Source organism: uncultured Paraglaciecola sp., from assembly GCF_913020055.1.
Lineage (GTDB): Bacteria > Pseudomonadota > Gammaproteobacteria > Enterobacterales > Alteromonadaceae > Paraglaciecola.
Map to the genome: position 1 here is coordinate 1 of NZ_CAJWCF010000102.1, position 17,276 is coordinate 17,276.

17 protein-coding genes and 1 pseudogene are annotated in these 17,276 nt (G+C 38.2%); 17 read left to right on the forward strand and 1 reads right to left on the reverse strand.

The genetic code is table 11. The features are described from left to right. The 17 genes and pseudogenes from QZ488_RS17830 to QZ488_RS17910 all read left to right on the forward strand — a co-directional run. On the forward strand, positions 1 to 543 hold a 543-nt coding region (locus tag QZ488_RS17830), incomplete at its 5' end, for an adenosylhomocysteinase (RefSeq protein ID WP_293751337.1). Between the two features lie 165 nt (positions 544 to 708). Beyond that, positions 709 to 1,887 carry a nucleotide sugar dehydrogenase gene (locus tag QZ488_RS17835; protein ID WP_293751339.1) on the forward strand — a complete coding sequence of 393 codons (1,179 nt, stop codon included), beginning with the start codon at positions 709 to 711 and terminating at the stop codon, positions 1,885 to 1,887. Positions 1,888 to 1,929: 42 nt separating this feature from the next. Continuing rightward, complete coding sequence (locus tag QZ488_RS17840; protein ID WP_366509057.1) at positions 1,930 to 2,529, forward strand: NAD-dependent epimerase/dehydratase family protein; 600 nt, start codon at positions 1,930 to 1,932, stop codon at positions 2,527 to 2,529. A gap of 17 nt (positions 2,530 to 2,546) precedes the next feature. Next, the gene (rfbB, locus tag QZ488_RS17845) at positions 2,547 to 3,620 is read left to right on the forward strand and encodes a dTDP-glucose 4,6-dehydratase (protein WP_293751342.1); all 1,074 of its coding nucleotides are present in this window, start codon (positions 2,547 to 2,549) and stop codon (positions 3,618 to 3,620) included. Further along, complete coding sequence (rfbA, locus tag QZ488_RS17850) at positions 3,617 to 4,480, forward strand: glucose-1-phosphate thymidylyltransferase RfbA (protein ID WP_293751344.1); 864 nt, start codon at positions 3,617 to 3,619, stop codon at positions 4,478 to 4,480. The genes rfbB and rfbA overlap by 4 nt, the downstream gene beginning before the upstream one ends. A gap of 29 nt (positions 4,481 to 4,509) precedes the next feature. Further along, the gene (locus QZ488_RS17855; protein ID WP_293751346.1) at positions 4,510 to 5,826 is read left to right on the forward strand and encodes a flippase; all 1,317 of its coding nucleotides are present in this window, start codon (positions 4,510 to 4,512) and stop codon (positions 5,824 to 5,826) included. A 64-nt stretch (positions 5,827 to 5,890) separates the two neighbouring features. Further along, entirely contained in the window at positions 5,891 to 6,844 is a 954-nt protein-coding gene (locus QZ488_RS17860) for a class I SAM-dependent methyltransferase (RefSeq protein ID WP_293751348.1), read from the forward strand. A 405-nt stretch (positions 6,845 to 7,249) separates the two neighbouring features. Then, complete coding sequence (locus QZ488_RS17865) at positions 7,250 to 8,308, forward strand: hypothetical protein (protein ID WP_293751352.1); 1,059 nt, start codon at positions 7,250 to 7,252, stop codon at positions 8,306 to 8,308. A 126-nt stretch (positions 8,309 to 8,434) separates the two neighbouring features. Continuing rightward, complete coding sequence (locus QZ488_RS17870; protein ID WP_293751354.1) at positions 8,435 to 9,322, forward strand: glycosyltransferase; 888 nt, start codon at positions 8,435 to 8,437, stop codon at positions 9,320 to 9,322. Between the two features lie 4 nt (positions 9,323 to 9,326). After that, positions 9,327 to 10,247, forward strand: coding sequence for a glycosyltransferase (locus tag QZ488_RS17875; RefSeq protein ID WP_293751356.1), 921 nt, complete (start codon positions 9,327 to 9,329; stop codon positions 10,245 to 10,247). Further along, positions 10,244 to 11,050: a methyltransferase, TIGR04325 family gene (locus QZ488_RS17880; protein ID WP_293751358.1), complete on the forward strand. Its 807-nt coding sequence runs from the start codon at positions 10,244 to 10,246 to the stop codon at positions 11,048 to 11,050. The genes QZ488_RS17875 and QZ488_RS17880 overlap by 4 nt, the downstream gene beginning before the upstream one ends. Positions 11,051 to 11,052: 2 nt before the next feature. Then, positions 11,053 to 11,415, forward strand: a complete 363-nt coding sequence (locus QZ488_RS17885) for an FdtA/QdtA family cupin domain-containing protein (protein ID WP_293751360.1) — start codon at positions 11,053 to 11,055, stop codon at positions 11,413 to 11,415. Further along, positions 11,412 to 12,497 carry a DegT/DnrJ/EryC1/StrS family aminotransferase gene (locus QZ488_RS17890; RefSeq protein WP_293751362.1) on the forward strand — a complete coding sequence of 362 codons (1,086 nt, stop codon included), beginning with the start codon at positions 11,412 to 11,414 and terminating at the stop codon, positions 12,495 to 12,497. Before QZ488_RS17885 ends, QZ488_RS17890 begins: the two co-directional genes overlap by 4 nt. Positions 12,498 to 12,508: 11 nt before the next feature. Then, the gene (locus tag QZ488_RS17895) at positions 12,509 to 13,483 is read left to right on the forward strand and encodes a hypothetical protein (RefSeq protein ID WP_293751364.1); all 975 of its coding nucleotides are present in this window, start codon (positions 12,509 to 12,511) and stop codon (positions 13,481 to 13,483) included. Positions 13,484 to 13,621: 138 nt separating this feature from the next. Continuing rightward, positions 13,622 to 14,353: pseudogene (locus tag QZ488_RS17900) on the forward strand (NAD-dependent epimerase/dehydratase family protein). Positions 14,354 to 14,716: 363 nt separating this feature from the next. Beyond that, the gene (locus QZ488_RS17905) at positions 14,717 to 16,048 is read left to right on the forward strand and encodes a mannose-1-phosphate guanylyltransferase/mannose-6-phosphate isomerase (protein WP_366509059.1); all 1,332 of its coding nucleotides are present in this window, start codon (positions 14,717 to 14,719) and stop codon (positions 16,046 to 16,048) included. Continuing rightward, positions 16,035 to 16,787 (forward strand): glycosyltransferase family 2 protein, encoded by a 753-nt coding sequence (locus QZ488_RS17910; protein WP_293751365.1) that lies wholly within the window; start codon positions 16,035 to 16,037, stop codon positions 16,785 to 16,787. The genes QZ488_RS17905 and QZ488_RS17910 overlap by 14 nt, the downstream gene beginning before the upstream one ends. A gap of 117 nt (positions 16,788 to 16,904) precedes the next feature. Here QZ488_RS17910 and QZ488_RS17915 read toward each other — a convergent pair. Next, the coding region (locus QZ488_RS17915) for a tyrosine-type recombinase/integrase (protein WP_293751366.1) at positions 16,905 to 17,276 on the reverse strand (372 nt) is incomplete at its 5' end.

Here is a 17,276-nt window from a genome sequence, read left to right on the forward strand (position 1 = left end):
ACTGCCATAATGGGCACAACTGACCTAATCGTCACCACTACCGGCAACACCAATGTGTGTGATGCCAACATGCTTAAGACCATTGAAAATGGCGCAGTAGTATGTAACATCGGCCATTTCGACAACGAAATCGACACCGCATTCATGCGTGAAACATGGAAGTTTGAAGAAATTAAGCCCCAAGTACACAAGGTATACCGCTCAAATGACAGCAAAAGCGATTTCGTGATCCTCTTGTCCGAAGGACGCCTAGTCAACCTAGGCAATGCCACCGGCCATCCATCTCGTATTATGGATGGCTCCTTCGCCAACCAAGTACTGGCACAAATGCACCTCTGGGATGCCAAGTTCGCTGATCTTAGCGCAAATGATAAACAAGCCAACCTATGGCTAAAAGTATTACCTAAGAAGCTAGACGAAGAAGTAGCCGCCGACATGGTGGCAGGCTTTGGTGGCGTTATCACCCAACTAACGGCAACTCAGGCTGATTATATCAATGTGGATGCGGCAGGGCCCTTTAAGCCTGAAAGCTATAAGTATTAGGGTTTGTTGATGTGTGCTGTGGCGAAGTAAAAGTTCTATAAAGGCTATTATCGGCTATTAAAGAATAGTTTTCAGAGTTTCTGGAGCCTATAAAAAAGAAACAAAAGTCTTTAGGAAATTTTTCAAAGTAAAGTAATCGATTAATATCAATTTAAAGGTCTAAATTTGGCGAACAAAACAAAAATTACTGTCGTGGGTTCTGGCTATGTGGGCTTGTCGCTCGCAGTCCTACTTGCCCAGCATAATGATGTGGTTGTGCTTGATGTAGACGCTTCACGGGTTGATATGGTTAATAACAAACAATCCACCGTGGCTGACGCCGAGATTGAGGCCTTTTTAGCAAAAAAAGAACTAAGCATGACGGCAACCCTTGATAAAGAGGCTGCTTATAATGGTGCCAGCTTTGTGGTGGTGGCAACACCGACCAACTATGACCCTGACACCAACCGCTTTGATACCGGCTCGGTGGATAGTGTGGTTAGTGACGCCGTAGAACTTAATGCAGATGCGCTTGTGGTGATCAAGTCCACCATCCCTGTGGGCCACACAAAATCACTGCAACAAAAGCACAATACAGACCGTGTTATCTTCTCGCCCGAGTTCTTACGAGAGGGGCAGGCGTTAAAGGATAACCTATATCCATCGCGGATTATTGTGGGTAGCCAGCTTGAGGCGGGTAAAGAATTTTCAGATCTCTTGGAGCAGGGTGCTGTGAAAGAGGTTATTGAAACCTTATTTATTCGCTCAACAGAGGCCGAGGCAGTAAAGCTGTTTGCTAATACCTACCTTGCCATGCGCGTATCGTTCTTTAATGAGCTCGATTCCTATGCACTGGCCCATGATCTGGACGCCAAGAGTATTATCAATGGCGTATGTCTTGATGAGCGTATAGGCGAGGGTTATAACAATCCATCGCTTGGTTATGGTGGATATTGCCTTCCCAAGGACACTAAGCAGCTGTTGGCAAATTATAAACAGGTACCTCAGACATTAATTGAGGCTATTGTGTCATCTAACAAGACGCGTAAAGATTTTATTGCAAATGAAATTCTAAAGAGAAATCCAAAGACTGTTGGCTTTTATCGCCTGGTTATGAAAGAGGGTAGTGATAATTTTAGGTCCTCTTCCATCCAGGGAGTTATGAAGCGTATCAAAGCAAAAGGCGTCGAAGTCGTGGTGTATGAGCCTGAGCTTGATGCCGACGCGTTTTTTGGTTCAAAGGTCATAACAGATATTGCTCGGTTCAAAGAGTTGAGCGATGTCATTGTGGCTAACAGGAAGGCAGATTGTTTGAGAGATGTTGATGAAAAATGCTTCTCAAGGGATCTATTTGGGGTTAACTAGGTGGGTGCAGGTTATTAGGTTCAAAAACGATCGGTATCTTAGATGATGTTAGATTCTAAAAATTTTAAAACTATTGTCGAGAATACTCCGTTAGTATCGATAGACCTATGCATAATTTCTGATAGTCAGATACTTTTAGGTAAAAGGAACAATCAGCGATTGAGGGGTATGTGGTTTACCCCGGGGGATAATTACCATCCCGATAATAGCCATGTTATTCCTGCTCTAATTAATAGATTTCATGAGGCTAAAGCAAGTAATGCTAAAGCTGTAATAGCCTGGGGAACAGGGTCTGCTTTAAGAGAGTTTTTACATGTGGATGATATGGCGACTGCATCTATTCATGTAATGAATTTAAGTGTTGGGTTGTATCAAAGTCAAACACCTTCAATGTTGTCTCACATTAACGTAGGTTCCGGGACAGAATGTAGTATTAAAGAACTTACTGAGACCATTGCAGATGTCGTTGGTTTTCGTGGGGTTATCACTTGGGATAAAAGCAAACCGGATGGTGCTCCTAGAAAATTTTTGGATAGTACTAAATTAAATTCTCTTGGTTGGCAGCCAAAGTTTGGTTTGAGAGATGGCTTGATAGATACGTATAACTGGTACTTAAATAATTTAAAAAGCGTTAGAAAATAACTGATTGAGGAATGGTTTTGCCTAAAATTATATTAATCACTGGCGGTGCAGGTTTCATAGGATCGGCAGTTATTCACCATATTATTAACAATACTGACCATAGCGTTATTAATATTGACAAGCTTACGTACGCAGGAAATTTAGAATCTTTGACTTCTATTGAAAACGACACAAGATATACATTTGAACAAGTAGATATTTGCAATGCTAATGAGATTAAACGTGTATTTAACAAACACCGGCCTGACATTGTAATGCATCTGGCCGCTGAATCACACGTTGACCGATCTATTCATGGGCCTGGTGAATTTGTTCAAACTAATATTGTTGGTACTTATGTACTATTAGAAGAGGCTAGAGATTATTGGTCTAATCTGGATAGTGATAAGAAAGATAATTTTAGATTCCACCATGTATCCACTGATGAAGTGTATGGGGATTTAGAGGGGTCAGGCGATCTATTTACTGAAGAAGCGCCTTATGCGCCCAGCTCACCTTACTCTGCTAGCAAAGCAAGCTCTGATCATCTTGTGCGTGCATGGCAACGTACTTTTAAGCTTCCAACACTGATTACAAATTGCTCTAATAATTATGGTCCTTATCAGTTCCCCGAAAAGCTTATTCCACTTATCATCCTAAACGCACTAGAAGGTAAAGATTTACCAATCTATGGCAATGGTAAGCAAACACGTGACTGGTTGTATGTTGATGACCACGCTAGAGCATTGTTAAATGTTGCACTTAATGGTGACATTGGGGAGACTTATAATATAGGAGGACATAATGAATTACAAAATATTGATGTTGTCAAAACAGTATGTTCTATATTAGATCAATTAATACCAAGTCAATTAGATGGTGTTGGAAAATATGAACAATTAATTAGTTATGTAGCTGATAGGGCTGGGCACGATGTAAGATATGCCATAGATGCTACTAAGATTTCAACTGAACTAAATTGGACTCCAGATGAAACGTTTGCAACAGGCATTCGAAAAACAGTTGATTGGTATTTAGAGAATACTGTTTGGTGTGATCGCATTAAGAATGGAAGTTATCAAGGTGAGCAATTAGGACTTATAAAGAAATGAAAGGAATCGTATTAGCAGGAGGTTCGGGTACAAGACTACACCCTATTACCAAAGGCGTATCAAAACAATTATTACCAGTTTATGATAAACCGATGATTTATTATCCACTGTCGATACTTATGTTAGCAGGTATACAAGAAATATTGATTATTTCAACTCCTGAAGATTTGCCCAACTATCAAAAGCTATTGGGAGATGGCTCTAATTTCGGAATCAATTTAGAATACGCAAAACAGCCATCGCCAGATGGTTTGGCGCAGGCGTTTATTATTGGTGAAGCGTTTATTGGTAGTGATGGTGTGTGCCTTATTTTGGGTGATAATGTTTTTTGGGGCCATGGTTTTACACCATCATTAAAACAGGCTGCTTTAAAATCAAGCGGTGCGACTGTATTTGGTTATCAAGTCAACGATCCTGAACGTTTTGGCATAGTAGAATTTGATGAGAATAATAAAGTCGTCAGTATAGAAGAAAAGCCACAAAACCCAAAATCGAATTTTGCAGTAACGGGGCTATACTTCTATGACAACGATGTGATTGAGATTGCTAAAACAATCAAACCTTCAAATCGTGGCGAACTAGAAATAACAAGTATTAACCAAGTCTATCTCGAACAGGGAAAGCTAGATGTAGAGTTACTAGGTCGTGGCTTTGCCTGGCTAGATACTGGCACCTTTGACAGTTTGCTTGAGGCATCAATATTTGTGGGAACCATTGAGAAGCGTCAAGGATATAAAATTGCCTGTCTTGAAGAAATCGCCTGGAATAACGCTTGGATGACTAAAGAGCAGATATTACAAACGGCTAATAACTATTATAAAAATAGTTATGGACAATATCTAAAGAACTTAATCAAATAACTAGTTAAATATCAATAATGTTAATTCCAATGTCAATTTCAACCAAACTAAATAGCTTAAAAAATCACTCTGGTTTTATAAGATATTTCAAAAATACCTCTTGGCTTCTTGGAGAGAAGGTTATACGTTTGACTGTCAGCCTGTTTGTTGGTATCTGGGTTGCAAGATATTTGGGGCCAGAGCGATTTGGTTTGTTTAGCTATGCTCAAAGCTTTGTGGGCTTGTTTGTCGTAATAGCCACCCTAGGTTTGGATGCAATAGTAGTGCGAGAGTTGGTAAAAAATGAGAGTAAGAAAGATGCCCTACTTGGGACAGCCTTTGTACTCCAGTTAGCTGGTGCATTTATAGTGCTATTATTTTTGGCGATAGCAATAAACTTTACTTCAAATGACACCTCAACAAACACCCTTGTATTTATTATTGCATCAGCAACCATTTTCCAAAGTTTTAATGTTATTGACTATTATTTTCAGTCCAAAGTGTTGAGTAAATACGTGGTGTATGCAAATATTATTACACTGTTAATCTCATCAATTATTAAAATAGCCCTTATCATAAATGAGGCACCATTAGTCACATTTGCCTATGTCATATTGTTTGATAGCATTGTACTGTCTCTTGGTTTCTTGTATTTCTACTTGCACGAACATTTATCTTTTAGAACTTTGAAATTTGAAGCGAGTCTAGCGCTTTCTCTTTTGAAAGATAGCTGGCCGCTTATCTTGAGTGGAGTTGTTATTTCAATTTATATGAAGATAGATCAAGTAATGATTAAAGAAATGTTAGGTCCTGGTGCAGTTGGTCAGTACGCAGCTGCAGCAAGGCTAAGCGAGGCTTGGTACTTTATCCCTGTGGTTATATGTTCTTCGCTGTTTCCCGCTCTTATTAATATCAAGAAGAAAAGTAAAGAGTTGTATTATGCAAGGCTTCAAAAGCTATACGATTTAATGGTGTGGTTAGGTCTTTCTGTTGCGCTGCCGGTGGCATTTTTAAGTGATTGGATAATAGGTTTTCTTTATGGGGAACAATATAGTCAAGCTGGGAGTGTGCTTATAATACATATATGGGCAGGTGTTTTTGTGTTTTTAGGTGTGGCTTGCGGGAAGTATCTGACAGCTGAAAATTTTACAAAAAAATATTTTCACAGGACTTTATTTGGTGCAATACTAAATGTAGTTCTGAATTATGTATTAATTCCAAAATATGGAATAAGCGGAGCCGCTATAGCGACATTGACAGGTCAATTTGCAGCAAATTATGCGTATGATTTCTTTGATCCAGATTTGCATAGTCAACTAAGAATGAAAACCAAGAGTTTTTTCCCGATACACCTTTTAAGGACTTAGGGTATTGGGTCAATATGCAGAGCTTTCAAAACACGTTGTCAATTTTATTAGAGGGAAGATTTAAATGAATTGTCCAACTTGTACAGCCTATTGCGATACTGTATTTTTAGATATATTTGATGATCGATATGGTTATCCTAAGGTATTTAACCTCTATCAATGTAATGAATGTAGGCATAAATTTTTGCAGCATAGCTTTTCTTCTAATGATTTAGAGGACTTATATACTAACTATTACCCTCGATCTAAGTTTTCAATACAGGATTACACCCCTCTAACATTTAAGAATAATTTTATAAGTTGGTTTGACGGAGACAGAAGGGCACACACTTATGTGCCGAAAAATATTAGAGTTTTGGACATTGGCTGTGGTTTTGGGGAATCTATTGGCTACCACAATGCTAGGGGTTGTGATGCATACGGTGTTGAGGCAGATGCCAATATTCAAAAGATTAAAGATAAATTTGGCTTAAACATAAAAGTAGGCTTATTCAATGCAGATGATTATGAAGCTGATTTTTTTGATTATGTGACTCTTGATCAGGTTCTGGAGCATACAGTCAATCCGATTGAAATTTTATGTGGCGTATCTAAAATTCTAAAACCGAATGGAAGGGTAGTTATCACTATTCCAAACTCAAATGGGTGGGGCGCAAAATTGTTTGGCCGTAGATGGATTAATTGGCACATCCCTTATCATCTACAGCTTTTTTCAAGAGAATCCATTCAATTAGCTGCGGATAAAACTGATTTTGAAATTCAGACAATCAAAACTGTAACAACTTCGGAATGGCTGCATTATCAGTGGATGAGCTTAATTTCGTATCCAGAATTAGGCGTTAAATCAATATTTTGGGGCGGTGAAGCAAGGAGTGTAAAAAAAACATCAATTCGTTATATTGGGTTTGTTTTTTTCACGATTTTGCATAAATTGAGAGTAAACCACGTCATTACGAGACTGTTTGATTCTATTAGTTTGGGCGATTGCTTCATAATTATTCTTCATAAGAAGCATTAGGGGCTATATTTTTTAATCTAATCGTAGTTTTGGAAAAGCTATCGGAGGTTTGCTAAGTATCCTAGTGCTCAGTCATTTTAAGTTTAGAATTTATGATTATGTATAAGGAAGGTATGCAGTTGAGACCTCTTAAGATACTGTATATAAGAAATTTTAAAAAGATACCAGAGGTTTTGGGTCGGTGAATTTAAGTCTAATAATCGCAAAAAACTCCATGCAAAATTTTGCTTGCAGTGTTATAAAAACCGTTTAATTAGTTAAGGGTTATGAATAAATCGAATAACTCGCACTTTATCGTTATCAATAAAATATTAATATTAATATTTGTATTGATTTTTTTGTGGACCCCATTAATTCCATCCTCTGACATTCTGCAAGGTTTTTTTATTTTTATTGATTGGATTTATGGCTTTAGTGTTGTTGAAGGCGAAGTTAAGTGCTTCTAAGTGGTTTTTAATATTTTTTGTCGCAACAATAACATGTATGTCCTATTTCAACATTCCCAAGGGAAATGGTCATATTTTTTCTTATTCCGCTTTATTGGCTGGAATCATAATTTATAAAGATAGTACTAGTGCGTTAATAAGACAATGCTTCTCATATACATCATATGATTTATTATTGTGGATGAGTGGGCTAACACTAATTTTGATTAATTTTACTTGGCGAGAGACATCTGATTTAGGTAGGTATGCGTCTTTTTCGGGAGAGCCAAATAATGATGCTGTCTATTTTTTTACACAGATTGTATTAACTTCTTTTTTTATAAATAATAATAAAATTAAACAGATTTTTTTGGTATTAATGTTGCTATCTCTTGTGGTTATTACGGGATCTAGGATGCTTGTTCTTATGGTGCTAAGTTATTATTTTCTATCCAGGTTCTCAAACTACAAAACGTTTATTAATTTTTCTGGGGTTGTGATTTTTATATCTAGTTTTGCAACTCAGTTTGTCATTGCTGGCTATTTAAGTTATATCGAATTGTTGCCAAATAGCGGCAACAGTATTGGACTAATAGACAGAGTAGTAAATATTAATGATGACAGCAATATACAGAGGATAGCGTCATTTATATATGCTTTTAATGATTATACAAGTTCGTTAGAAAATATTCTCTGGGGGTCGCATCAATATAAGGCCGATAATTTACCTGATAATGTTATTTTTGTGCATCAATGGGTTTTGGGGATGTTAATTAATTTTGGATTAGTTTATACAATTATGTTCTCATGTTTTTTTATTTATTTAGTATTCTCTATTAATCGAAAATTTAAGCCTGTGCTTTACTCACTGATTTTAGGCGCCGGAATTCTTCATCAATTTGTATTGCTGGCACCTGTGATGTTTGTTTTATTAATTAGTTTTGTGGATAGTAATTCACATATTAACTTGAAAATGAATTTGATTGAAAAGTCTATTTTTAATAGAAAATTATTGTTTGAGTTTAAAAAATACAGATAAAGTGCAACTAAACTTTCATATAAAGATAGTGGCTTTACACCTTGAGATATGTTTAAACCTAACTAGGTACTTACTAAAACAGTCAGTATGATCGATAGTCGAATTATCATTACGGAAAATATGTAGATGCTTTATATTTTATTACCTGTTCACAACCGTAGAGAGGTTACACAAAGGCTTGTTAAATGCCTAAAGAGTCAGACGTTTCAAGATTTTAAATTAATTTTGATTGACGATGGCTCAACTGATGATACGGATAAAATGGTTGTTGGGTTTTTGCCAAAAACAAAGATTATATATGGGGATGGTAATTTGTGGTGGGCAGGTGGCTTGCAAAAGGGGTATGAGCTCTTATCAACGATGGAGTTAAGTCCAACTGATGCGGTTTTGCTCATCAATGATGATACAGAGTTTGAAAGTGATTTTCTGCAAAGAGCGTTGAACATTCTTGATAGAAAAAGCAGTATTGCTTTGAAAGCTTGGAGTATGGATAAATATTCAGGCGAAAGATCTGATGGGTATATGATTGGAAACTTGGATAAGTTTACTTTTAGTGATACGGACAACGGAGTGTTAGCCAATTGTGCATCAACTAGGGGCTTATTTTTGAGAGCTATAGATTTTATTGATATTGGTGGTTTTATACCCGATAAATTACCGCATTATCTATCTGATTATGAATTCACGATGCGAGCAGCCAATAGGGGTTACAAGATCCATTGTGATGATGCACTTCACTTAGTATCCGACAGTAAAGAGTCTGGGCACCATATCATTGACTACCAAACTTTTGGCGAATTTAAAGATAAATTTCTCTCTATTAAGTGCCCTGTTAATCCTAAATATTTAATTACCTTTGTTAAATTAACGTCTACTAATAGGTTTTATATGTTAACTAATATTGTGAAAATTACAATAAAGGCTCGGATAAAAATACTCATGGCTTTTATATTTTTGTTTGGTAAAAAAAGTATCGATGTTAGTCATTTTTCAAGAAATTTTATAAAGAGGTAGAGTAATGAAATCTCATCCTCTTGCCCCCATTGTTTTGTTCGTCTACAACCGTCCTTGGCATACGCAACAAACCATTGAGGCTCTACAAAACAATGAGCTTGCAAGTGAAAGTGAACTCTTTATTTATGCTGATGGTGCTAAGAATAACAAGGCGAACGAGGGTGTCAAAAAAGTTAGGAATTATATTAAAACCGTTGATGGTTTTAGCAAGGTAACCATTATTGAGCGAGAAAATAATTTGGGTCTGGCTGATTCTATTATTGATGGCGTAACTCAAACGGTGAATAAATATGGTCGAGTAATTGTACTGGAAGATGATTTGGTCACTAGTTCGTATTTTTTGCGTTTTATGAACGATGCTTTGGAGGTGTACAAGTATAATAATGAGGTCGCTAGCATTCATGGATATCTTTACCCAATTGATAATATGATAGGCGTGCCTGACACTTTTTTTATCAAAGGAGCGGATTGTTGGGGGTGGGCCACGTGGGCGCGGAGTTGGGAATTGTTCGAGCTTAATGGGCAAAAATTACTGGATGAATTACAATATAAAAAACTACAAAAAGAAGCAGATTTTAATAATAGTTATGGCTATTCAAGAATGCTAAAAGATCAAATAAATGGCAAAAACAACTCATGGGCCATACGATGGTATATGAGTTGTTTTTTACAAAATAAATTAACGCTTTATCCAAAACGATCTTACGTCCAAAATATTGGTAATGACGACTCTGGTACGCACTGCAGTCAAACAGATCAATTCTTTATTGATGTTCTGTCTCATGAGCCAATGCAATTAAATAAAGTAGCTGTGGTCTCGGAAGATGCAAATGCTAGAGAATATATGGAGAAGTACTTTAGAAGAGTCAAACAAAATTTATTAACCAAAATATTTAAAAAGATAAAACAGAGTGTTGTCCGATGAAAGAATTGTTAAAACTTTGGATACCGCCTATATTATTACAAGTTTTTAGAAATTTAAACCCCAAAGGAATCAGATTTATTGGTCAATACTCTTCATGGGAAGAGGCTGATGTGAATGCCGATGGGTACGATAATGCGGGCATTCTAGAGAAGATTAAGGCAGCGACTTTAAAGGTAAAAAATGGAGATGCTTCTTGTGAGAGGGATGCTGTTCTGTTTGATGTTCCTCAGTATGCGTGGCCAAGTTTGGCTTGCTTAATGCATGTAGCCGCATGTGAAAAAGGAAGGTTAAGCGTTCTTGATTTTGGCGGTAGTTTAGGGAGTTCTTACTTTCTTAACAGAAAGTTTTTACGCGGTTTGAGTGTCGAGTGGTCAATAATTGAGCAACCTCATTTTGTGGAGTTTGGAAAGCAAGAAATTGCTGATGATATTTTATTATTTTATAAAGATATAGATGAGTGTTTATTAGAAAGAACGCCCAATTGCTTGTTCCTATCAAGCGTTCTCCAATATCTTGAAGCCCCTTATCAATGGTTAGAAATTTTTGTTAATTTAAGTATTGATTATATTGTGTTAGATAGAATGCCATTCTCCAAGACACAGACAGAATTTATTCAAATTCAAGAGGTTCCTAGCGCAATATATAAGGCCAGTTACCCTTTGCATATTCTGTGTAAAGACAGAGTTATTGATTTTATGAACGAATCCGGGTACAGGTTGATTGAAGCATTTTCGCCAGATGTTGGCGCAGAAACAAGTGACTTCTATCCGCATGGTTTGTTTTTCAAAAGATTGGAAGTTTAAATATGGCCTATTTGATTACTATACCTGAGTTTTCTGATAACCGAGGGTGTTTGTGCGTTGTAGAAAATGTACTGCCTTTTGAAATAAAACGAATATATTATATATCTGATGTTAAAGGAAAAAGGGGCGGGCATCGCCACAAAAAAACAATACAGGCCCTAATATGCTTGTCTGGAAGTTGTGAAATTTTTGTGAATAACGGCAACGACGCAATTACCTTTAAACTTGACAAGAATAATAAATGTCTGATCGTAGGTCCCGACGATTGGCATACAATGGATGATTTTTCTAAATCTGCCACATTGTTAGTTCTGGCTTCCGAGCTTTACGATTCGGCTGATTATATCGACGAGCCTTATTCATGATTGAATACGAGAATTTGGGTAAATTAAACTCTCCATTCTTTGAAGAGTTCCGGCGCTCATTTGACAATACTTTAAAGAGTGGTTGGTATATTTTAGGACAAAATGTCGACAAGTTTGAGCAAGATTTTTCTGAATATATAGGTGTAGAACATGGGGTTGGGGTTGCTAGTGGCTTAGATGCCTTATTGTTGGCGTTGCAAGCTTTAAGCCTTGAGGTTGGCGACGAGGTTATTGTTCCTTCTAATACCTATATTGCCACTATTATTGCTATTACTCAAGCTGGCTTGAAGCCAGTATTGGTTGAACCAGACCCTCAAACTTACAATATAGACCCTAATAAGATAGAGCAGAGTATTTCTAATAGGACAAAAGCCATTATGGTTGTCCATCTCTACGGCAAGTCTTGTGAGATGGACCCAATTCTTGCCCTTTGTAAGCAATATAATTTAAATTTAATTGAAGATTGTGCCCAATCGCATGGCGCAATGTACAAAAATAAAAAAACAGGCAGTTTTGGTGATTTCGGTTGCTTTAGTTTTTACCCTACAAAAAATTTAGGGGCGCTTGGAGATGCTGGTGCAATTGTATGCAAGGATGAAAAGCTGGCCAACAAGGTTAGACTATTAAGGAATTATGGCTCGAGTAGGAAATACCATAATGAGGTAATTGGATACAATTCTCGATTAGACGAAGTGCAAGCAGGTTTTTTAAACATTAAATTACAAGCATTGGATGAAATCACTAACCATAAAAGAATATTGGCAGAATTGTATCTCAAGATGCTGGACAGTCGATTTGTGAAGCCAGTACTTAATGATGATTTTTTTGATGTTTATCATATTTTTAATATCAGGTATAAAGAGCGCGACAAATTAAAGAGTTATTTATTTGAAAATGGCATTCAGACCGAAATACACTATCCAGTTGCTCCACATAAACAAAAAGCAATGAAAAAAATTTGCAAAGACGACTATCCAATTTCCGAAGAAATACACAAAACTACTTTGAGCCTGCCAATTTCTTTCTTCCATACCAAAGAGGATGTGATTAGAGTTTGTGAGGTGATAAATGAATTTGTCTAGGTGTGAGTCATATGAGTAAGAAAAACTTTTGCACGTTATTTGATAGTAATTATTTATTAAAAGGTGTCGCTATGCTTCAAAGCTTAAAGAAGTATTGCCCTGATGCACATGTCTATGTTTTGTGCATGGATTCCAAAACGCAGGAAATTCTTGGCCGACTTAGCTTAACGTTTGTTACATGTGTGTTATTAGCGGATGTTGAGGATGAGGATTTGTTGCGAGTTAAGAAAGATCGAGATGTAGCGGAATATTGCTGGACGCTTTCATCTTGCTTTACTTGGTATGTTCTTCAAAAAAATTCATCTATTGAATTTTTAACATACCTTGATGCTGATCTTTTGTTTTACTCCTCTGTATCCCCTATTTTTGACGAAATAGGTTGTAGTTCAATTGCTATTATTGAGCATCGGTTTACACCCAGACTAAAAAGCCTTGAAGTAAACGGAAGATTTTGTGTTGAGTGGGTAAGTTTCCGTCGAAACGAAGAAGGCCTGGCCTGTTTGTCTAAATGGCGAGATCAGTGCATCGAGTGGTGTTACTACAGGTTAGAAGAAAACCGTATGGGCGATCAGAAATATTTAGATGAGTGGCCCAACCTTTATCCTTCCTGTCATATTATTCAGCATATTGGCGCGGGTGTTGCTCCTTGGAATTACGCACAGTATAAATTCGATATTGAGAGGGGTGACAATATTTTTGTAGATGATGTGCCTCTTATATTCTATCATTTTCATCAATTTCAATTACTCAATAATGGTCGTTTTGATCGTCTCTCTAAGTTTTATACGGATGAATGCACTGAGCCATCTCCAATCTACCTAGCATATGAAAAGGCTCTTGAAAACCTTCTAAAGACAGTACGTGATATTGAGCCATATTTTTCTTTAGGACTTAAGCCCGTGTTAATTATAGATTTAAGGCGATGGATACAATATTTTTTTCCTAGTGTTGTAAAGAATGCCTTGCGTAGAGTGATAAAATTGTAGGTTAAAGACGTGAAAGTTTCTATTATTACCGTTGTGTATAACAATGTGGCAACCATTCAATGCGCAATTGATTCTGTATTGAGTTAAACATAGGAAAATATTGAATATGTTATTGTTGATGGTGGCAGTGATGATGGCATGGTGGGTTCTGCCATTGTTCGTAACCTTAGTTTAGATACTAGTATTGAATTGGTTCTGGCTTCTCGCAGTGAGCTGGATCTGTTGGACACATTTGCTGTAACGCGATTTTTTGATGGACAACAACCCGATCGAGTGTACTTAGCCGCAGCACGGGTGGGTGGCATTCATGCGAATAATACTTATCCTGCGGAATTTATAAGTCAAAATTTGCTCATTCATAACATTATGATGCAAGCCGCCCATAACAGCGGCGTCCAACAATTGTTGTTTTTGGGTAGTTCCTGTATTTATCCTTAGCTAGCAGCGCAGCCTATGGTCGAAGAGGCATTACTTACGGGGCAGTTAGAATCCACTAACGAACCTTATGCCGTTTCTAAAATTTCAGGAATAAAACTTTGCGAATCTTATAATCGTCAATTTGGTACCGATTACCGCAGCGTCATGCCAACAAACTTATATGGCCCTAAAGATAATTTTGATCCTCAGAACTCGCATATTATTCCTGCCATGATGCGGCGTTTTCATGAGGCTAAAATAGCCGATGACAAAGAAGTGGTTGTTTGGGGTACAGGCAAACCTATGCGTGAGTTTTTACATGTGGATGACATAGCTGCGGCTTCTGTGCATGTTATGAACTTACCTCAGCCGAATTTAAGTTGCCTGTACCCAATGAGATGTGCTCGCATATTAATGTGGGCACAGGGGTGGGTTGCACTATTCGTGAATTAGCTGAAACCATGGCTGAGGCCGTGGGGTTTGCGGGTGTATTAGTTTTCGATGCTTCAAAGCCTGATGGTCCGCCACGTAAGTTGCTGTCTGTTGAGCTTTTGAGCTTTTGAAGAATTTGGGTTGGGAGTATTCAATTTCTTTACATGATGGGTTGGTGAATACGTATGCGTGGTTTTTTGAAGATGCAGAGTCGTTGCGGGAAAGTTGATATCGCTTCGCTCGGGGTCAAACTTAAGGTCTGGCCCTTTATCAGGGATGTTTATGAATAATCAAGTTTTTAATCCGGTGGTCATGGCTGGCGGTGTTGGTGGCCGGTTATGGCCTTTGTCGCGTGCGGCTTTTCCCAAATAATTTCAGAGTTTGGTGAACCCTGATTCTGGCCTTTCTATGTTGCAGCAAACCTTGGTTCGCTTAAAGGGATTGCAGATTGGGCACGGACAAGTGATTTGCAGCCAAGACCATCGATTCTTGGCAGCGGGGCAGGTGCAAGCCCTTGGTTTGGCATATGCAACGGATGTGGTGCTAGAGCCAGTTGGCCGCAACACGGCTCCAGCGGCATTGGTCGCGGCTTTACGTTTGCAAGCGTTGGACAACGACGAACCTATGCTGTTGCTTGCAGCAGACCCCGCTATAGCTGATGTGGCGGCTTTTCAGGGGGCGTTGCAAAAAGCCCACGTCTTAGCTTGTGGTGGGTACGTGGTTACTCTGGGTATTAAGCCCACATTTGCGTGCACAGGCTATGGTTATATCCACTGTGGTACGGAGTTACCTGCTGGTTATGCGGTGGATATTTTTGTAGAAAAGCCAAATCAAGCCCTGGCTAGTGAATATGTGAACAGTGGTGAGTATCTGTGGAACAGCGGCATGTTTATTGCTAAGCCCAGCACCTTAATAACTGAGGCTCGCCAGTATTGTTCGGCCTTGTTGCAGCAGTGTCAGGCTGTAGTGCAGCAAAGCTACGAAGATTTGGATTTTGTGCGCTTGCCAGAAAATGAGTTTGGTTTGTGCGAAGATATTTCTGTCGATTACGTCATTATGGAACACACTGTTAAAGCGGTCGTGGTGCCTATGAGTTGTGGTTGGAGCGATGTGGGTGATTTGTTGGCTCTTAAAGAAGCCAACCAAACGGACAGCAATGGTAATGTGGTTAGCGGGGATGTTGAAAATTTGGCCACGACTAACTGTATTATCCAAGCAGAAAGTAAGTTGGTCGCTACTTTGGGGGTTAATGATTTAGCGATTATTGAAACCAAGGGTGCGGTCTTGGTGGCTGATTTATCACAGTTGCAAAAAATTAAAAAACTGGTGGCGCAGCTAAAGCAGCGAGAAGAGCTGGACCACCACTGTGAAGTATTCAGGCCCTGGGGCAGCTATGACAGTGTGGACCATGGGCCTAATTACCAGGTTAAGAAAATCTCGGTGAACCCTGGGGCTAAGTTAAGTTTGCAGCGCCATCAACATAGGGCCGAGCACTGGGTTGTAGTGCAAGGCACTGCAACAGTGCATTTAAACGGTGCGGCGCACGTGTTGCATGCTAACGATTCCATTTATATTTCCAAAACGGCGGTACACAGCTTGACGAATAACACCAACGAGCCTTTGTATTTGATTGAGGTGCAGTCGGGTAGTTATTTGGGCGAAGACGACATTGAGCGGTTGGAAGATGTGTATGGGAGACTAGATGAAAAGTACTAAATATCCAAAAATTTCAGTTATTACCGCCTCATACAATCGAGTTAATACTATTAACTCAAGTATCGAAAGTTTAAAAGGACAGTCATACCCTAATATAGAACACGTTTATGTTGATGGCGGTTCTGTAGATGGAACAATTGACTTGATTCAGAGGGCACTCACTAACTATGATAAATTTGTTACAGAACCTGATAACGGTATATACGATGCACTAAATAAAGGTATAACAATGTCTACTGGTGATGTTGTAGGATTGTTGCATTCGGATGACTATTTTTCGGACAAAAATGTTCTGGCAGATGTGGCAAAACATTTTTTGGATAAAGAAGTTGATCTTGTATATGGTGATTTATCTTATGTGTCAGGTGATTCGTGTCGAGTTGTTCGCAGGTGGGAATCAGGAGCATTTGATAAAAAACGTTTGAAGTATGGCTGGATGCCTCCTCACCCTACGGTTTTTATTAGGAAATCGGTTTTTGAGAAAATAGGGGTTTACGATGCGTCGTACAGAATTGCAGCTGATTATGACTTTTTGCTTAGATGCTTACAGGCTGATTTAGTAATACGATATATTCCTAGAAATTTAGTCAATATGCGTGTTGGTGGTGCGAGTAATGCCAATTTAGCCAATCTTATAAAAAAATCTAAAGAGGATCTCAAAAGTATCCGAAGAAATCGAGTTGGTGGTTGGTTAACGTTATTGTATAAAAATTTATCCAAGATAATGCAATTTTTATAGTTTATAAAGCACGGGGAAAGGGGAATAACGTCAGAGTTAGTGTTGGTTCCCAGTGTTTCTTTAACTGGACGTATGGTATTAAGACGTGGGTATAATAAACGCATGCCTAAGGTTGATTTATAATCTCCAGTTTCTTAAATATTTCATCGCGGTTGAGTCGCTCTTCCAGCCACCCTTTAACATAATTTTCTCCAAGGGTTCACCTTGTTCCAGTAGATCAAGTGCGGCGCCCACTCTAAATGAATGGCCACTCAGCAACGGAGTATCTGAATTCGCGTTAATAGTTCTTTGAAGTGTTTTCAGTATCACGCTGACCGATGAAGGGCAGAGGTATTGCCCTATATGGCCATTACGTCTGATTGACCTTAAGATAAAGCCATTGTCGCCGACTATATTTTGCCATTGGTGAAGTAGGTTTAATAGCTCTTCGCTAATAGGTATGATTTTACCAGTACCAAATTGATCTGTTTTAGAAAAGTTTAGCTTGAT

What these genes read in the sequence shown, in the direction of transcription:
- QZ488_RS17840 (WP_366509057.1), top strand. Translation starts at nt 1,930, where the DNA reads ATGATGTTAGATTCTAAAAATTTTAAAACTATTGTCGAGAATACTCCG.
- rfbA (WP_293751344.1), top strand. Translation starts at nt 3,617, where the DNA reads ATGAAAGGAATCGTATTAGCAGGAGGTTCGGGTACAAGACTACACCCT.
- QZ488_RS17855 (WP_293751346.1), top strand. Translation starts at nt 4,510, where the DNA reads ATGTCAATTTCAACCAAACTAAATAGCTTAAAAAATCACTCTGGTTTT.
- QZ488_RS17860 (WP_293751348.1), top strand. Translation starts at nt 5,891, where the DNA reads ATGAATTGTCCAACTTGTACAGCCTATTGCGATACTGTATTTTTAGAT.
- QZ488_RS17865 (WP_293751352.1), top strand. Translation starts at nt 7,250, where the DNA reads ATGGCTTTAGTGTTGTTGAAGGCGAAGTTAAGTGCTTCTAAGTGGTTT.
- QZ488_RS17870 (WP_293751354.1), top strand. Translation starts at nt 8,435, where the DNA reads ATGCTTTATATTTTATTACCTGTTCACAACCGTAGAGAGGTTACACAA.
- QZ488_RS17875 (WP_293751356.1), top strand. Translation starts at nt 9,327, where the DNA reads ATGAAATCTCATCCTCTTGCCCCCATTGTTTTGTTCGTCTACAACCGT.
- QZ488_RS17880 (WP_293751358.1), top strand. Translation starts at nt 10,244, where the DNA reads ATGAAAGAATTGTTAAAACTTTGGATACCGCCTATATTATTACAAGTT.
- QZ488_RS17885 (WP_293751360.1), top strand. Translation starts at nt 11,053, where the DNA reads ATGGCCTATTTGATTACTATACCTGAGTTTTCTGATAACCGAGGGTGT.
- QZ488_RS17890 (WP_293751362.1), top strand. Translation starts at nt 11,412, where the DNA reads ATGATTGAATACGAGAATTTGGGTAAATTAAACTCTCCATTCTTTGAA.
- QZ488_RS17895 (WP_293751364.1), top strand. Translation starts at nt 12,509, where the DNA reads ATGAGTAAGAAAAACTTTTGCACGTTATTTGATAGTAATTATTTATTA.
- QZ488_RS17910 (WP_293751365.1), top strand. Translation starts at nt 16,035, where the DNA reads ATGAAAAGTACTAAATATCCAAAAATTTCAGTTATTACCGCCTCATAC.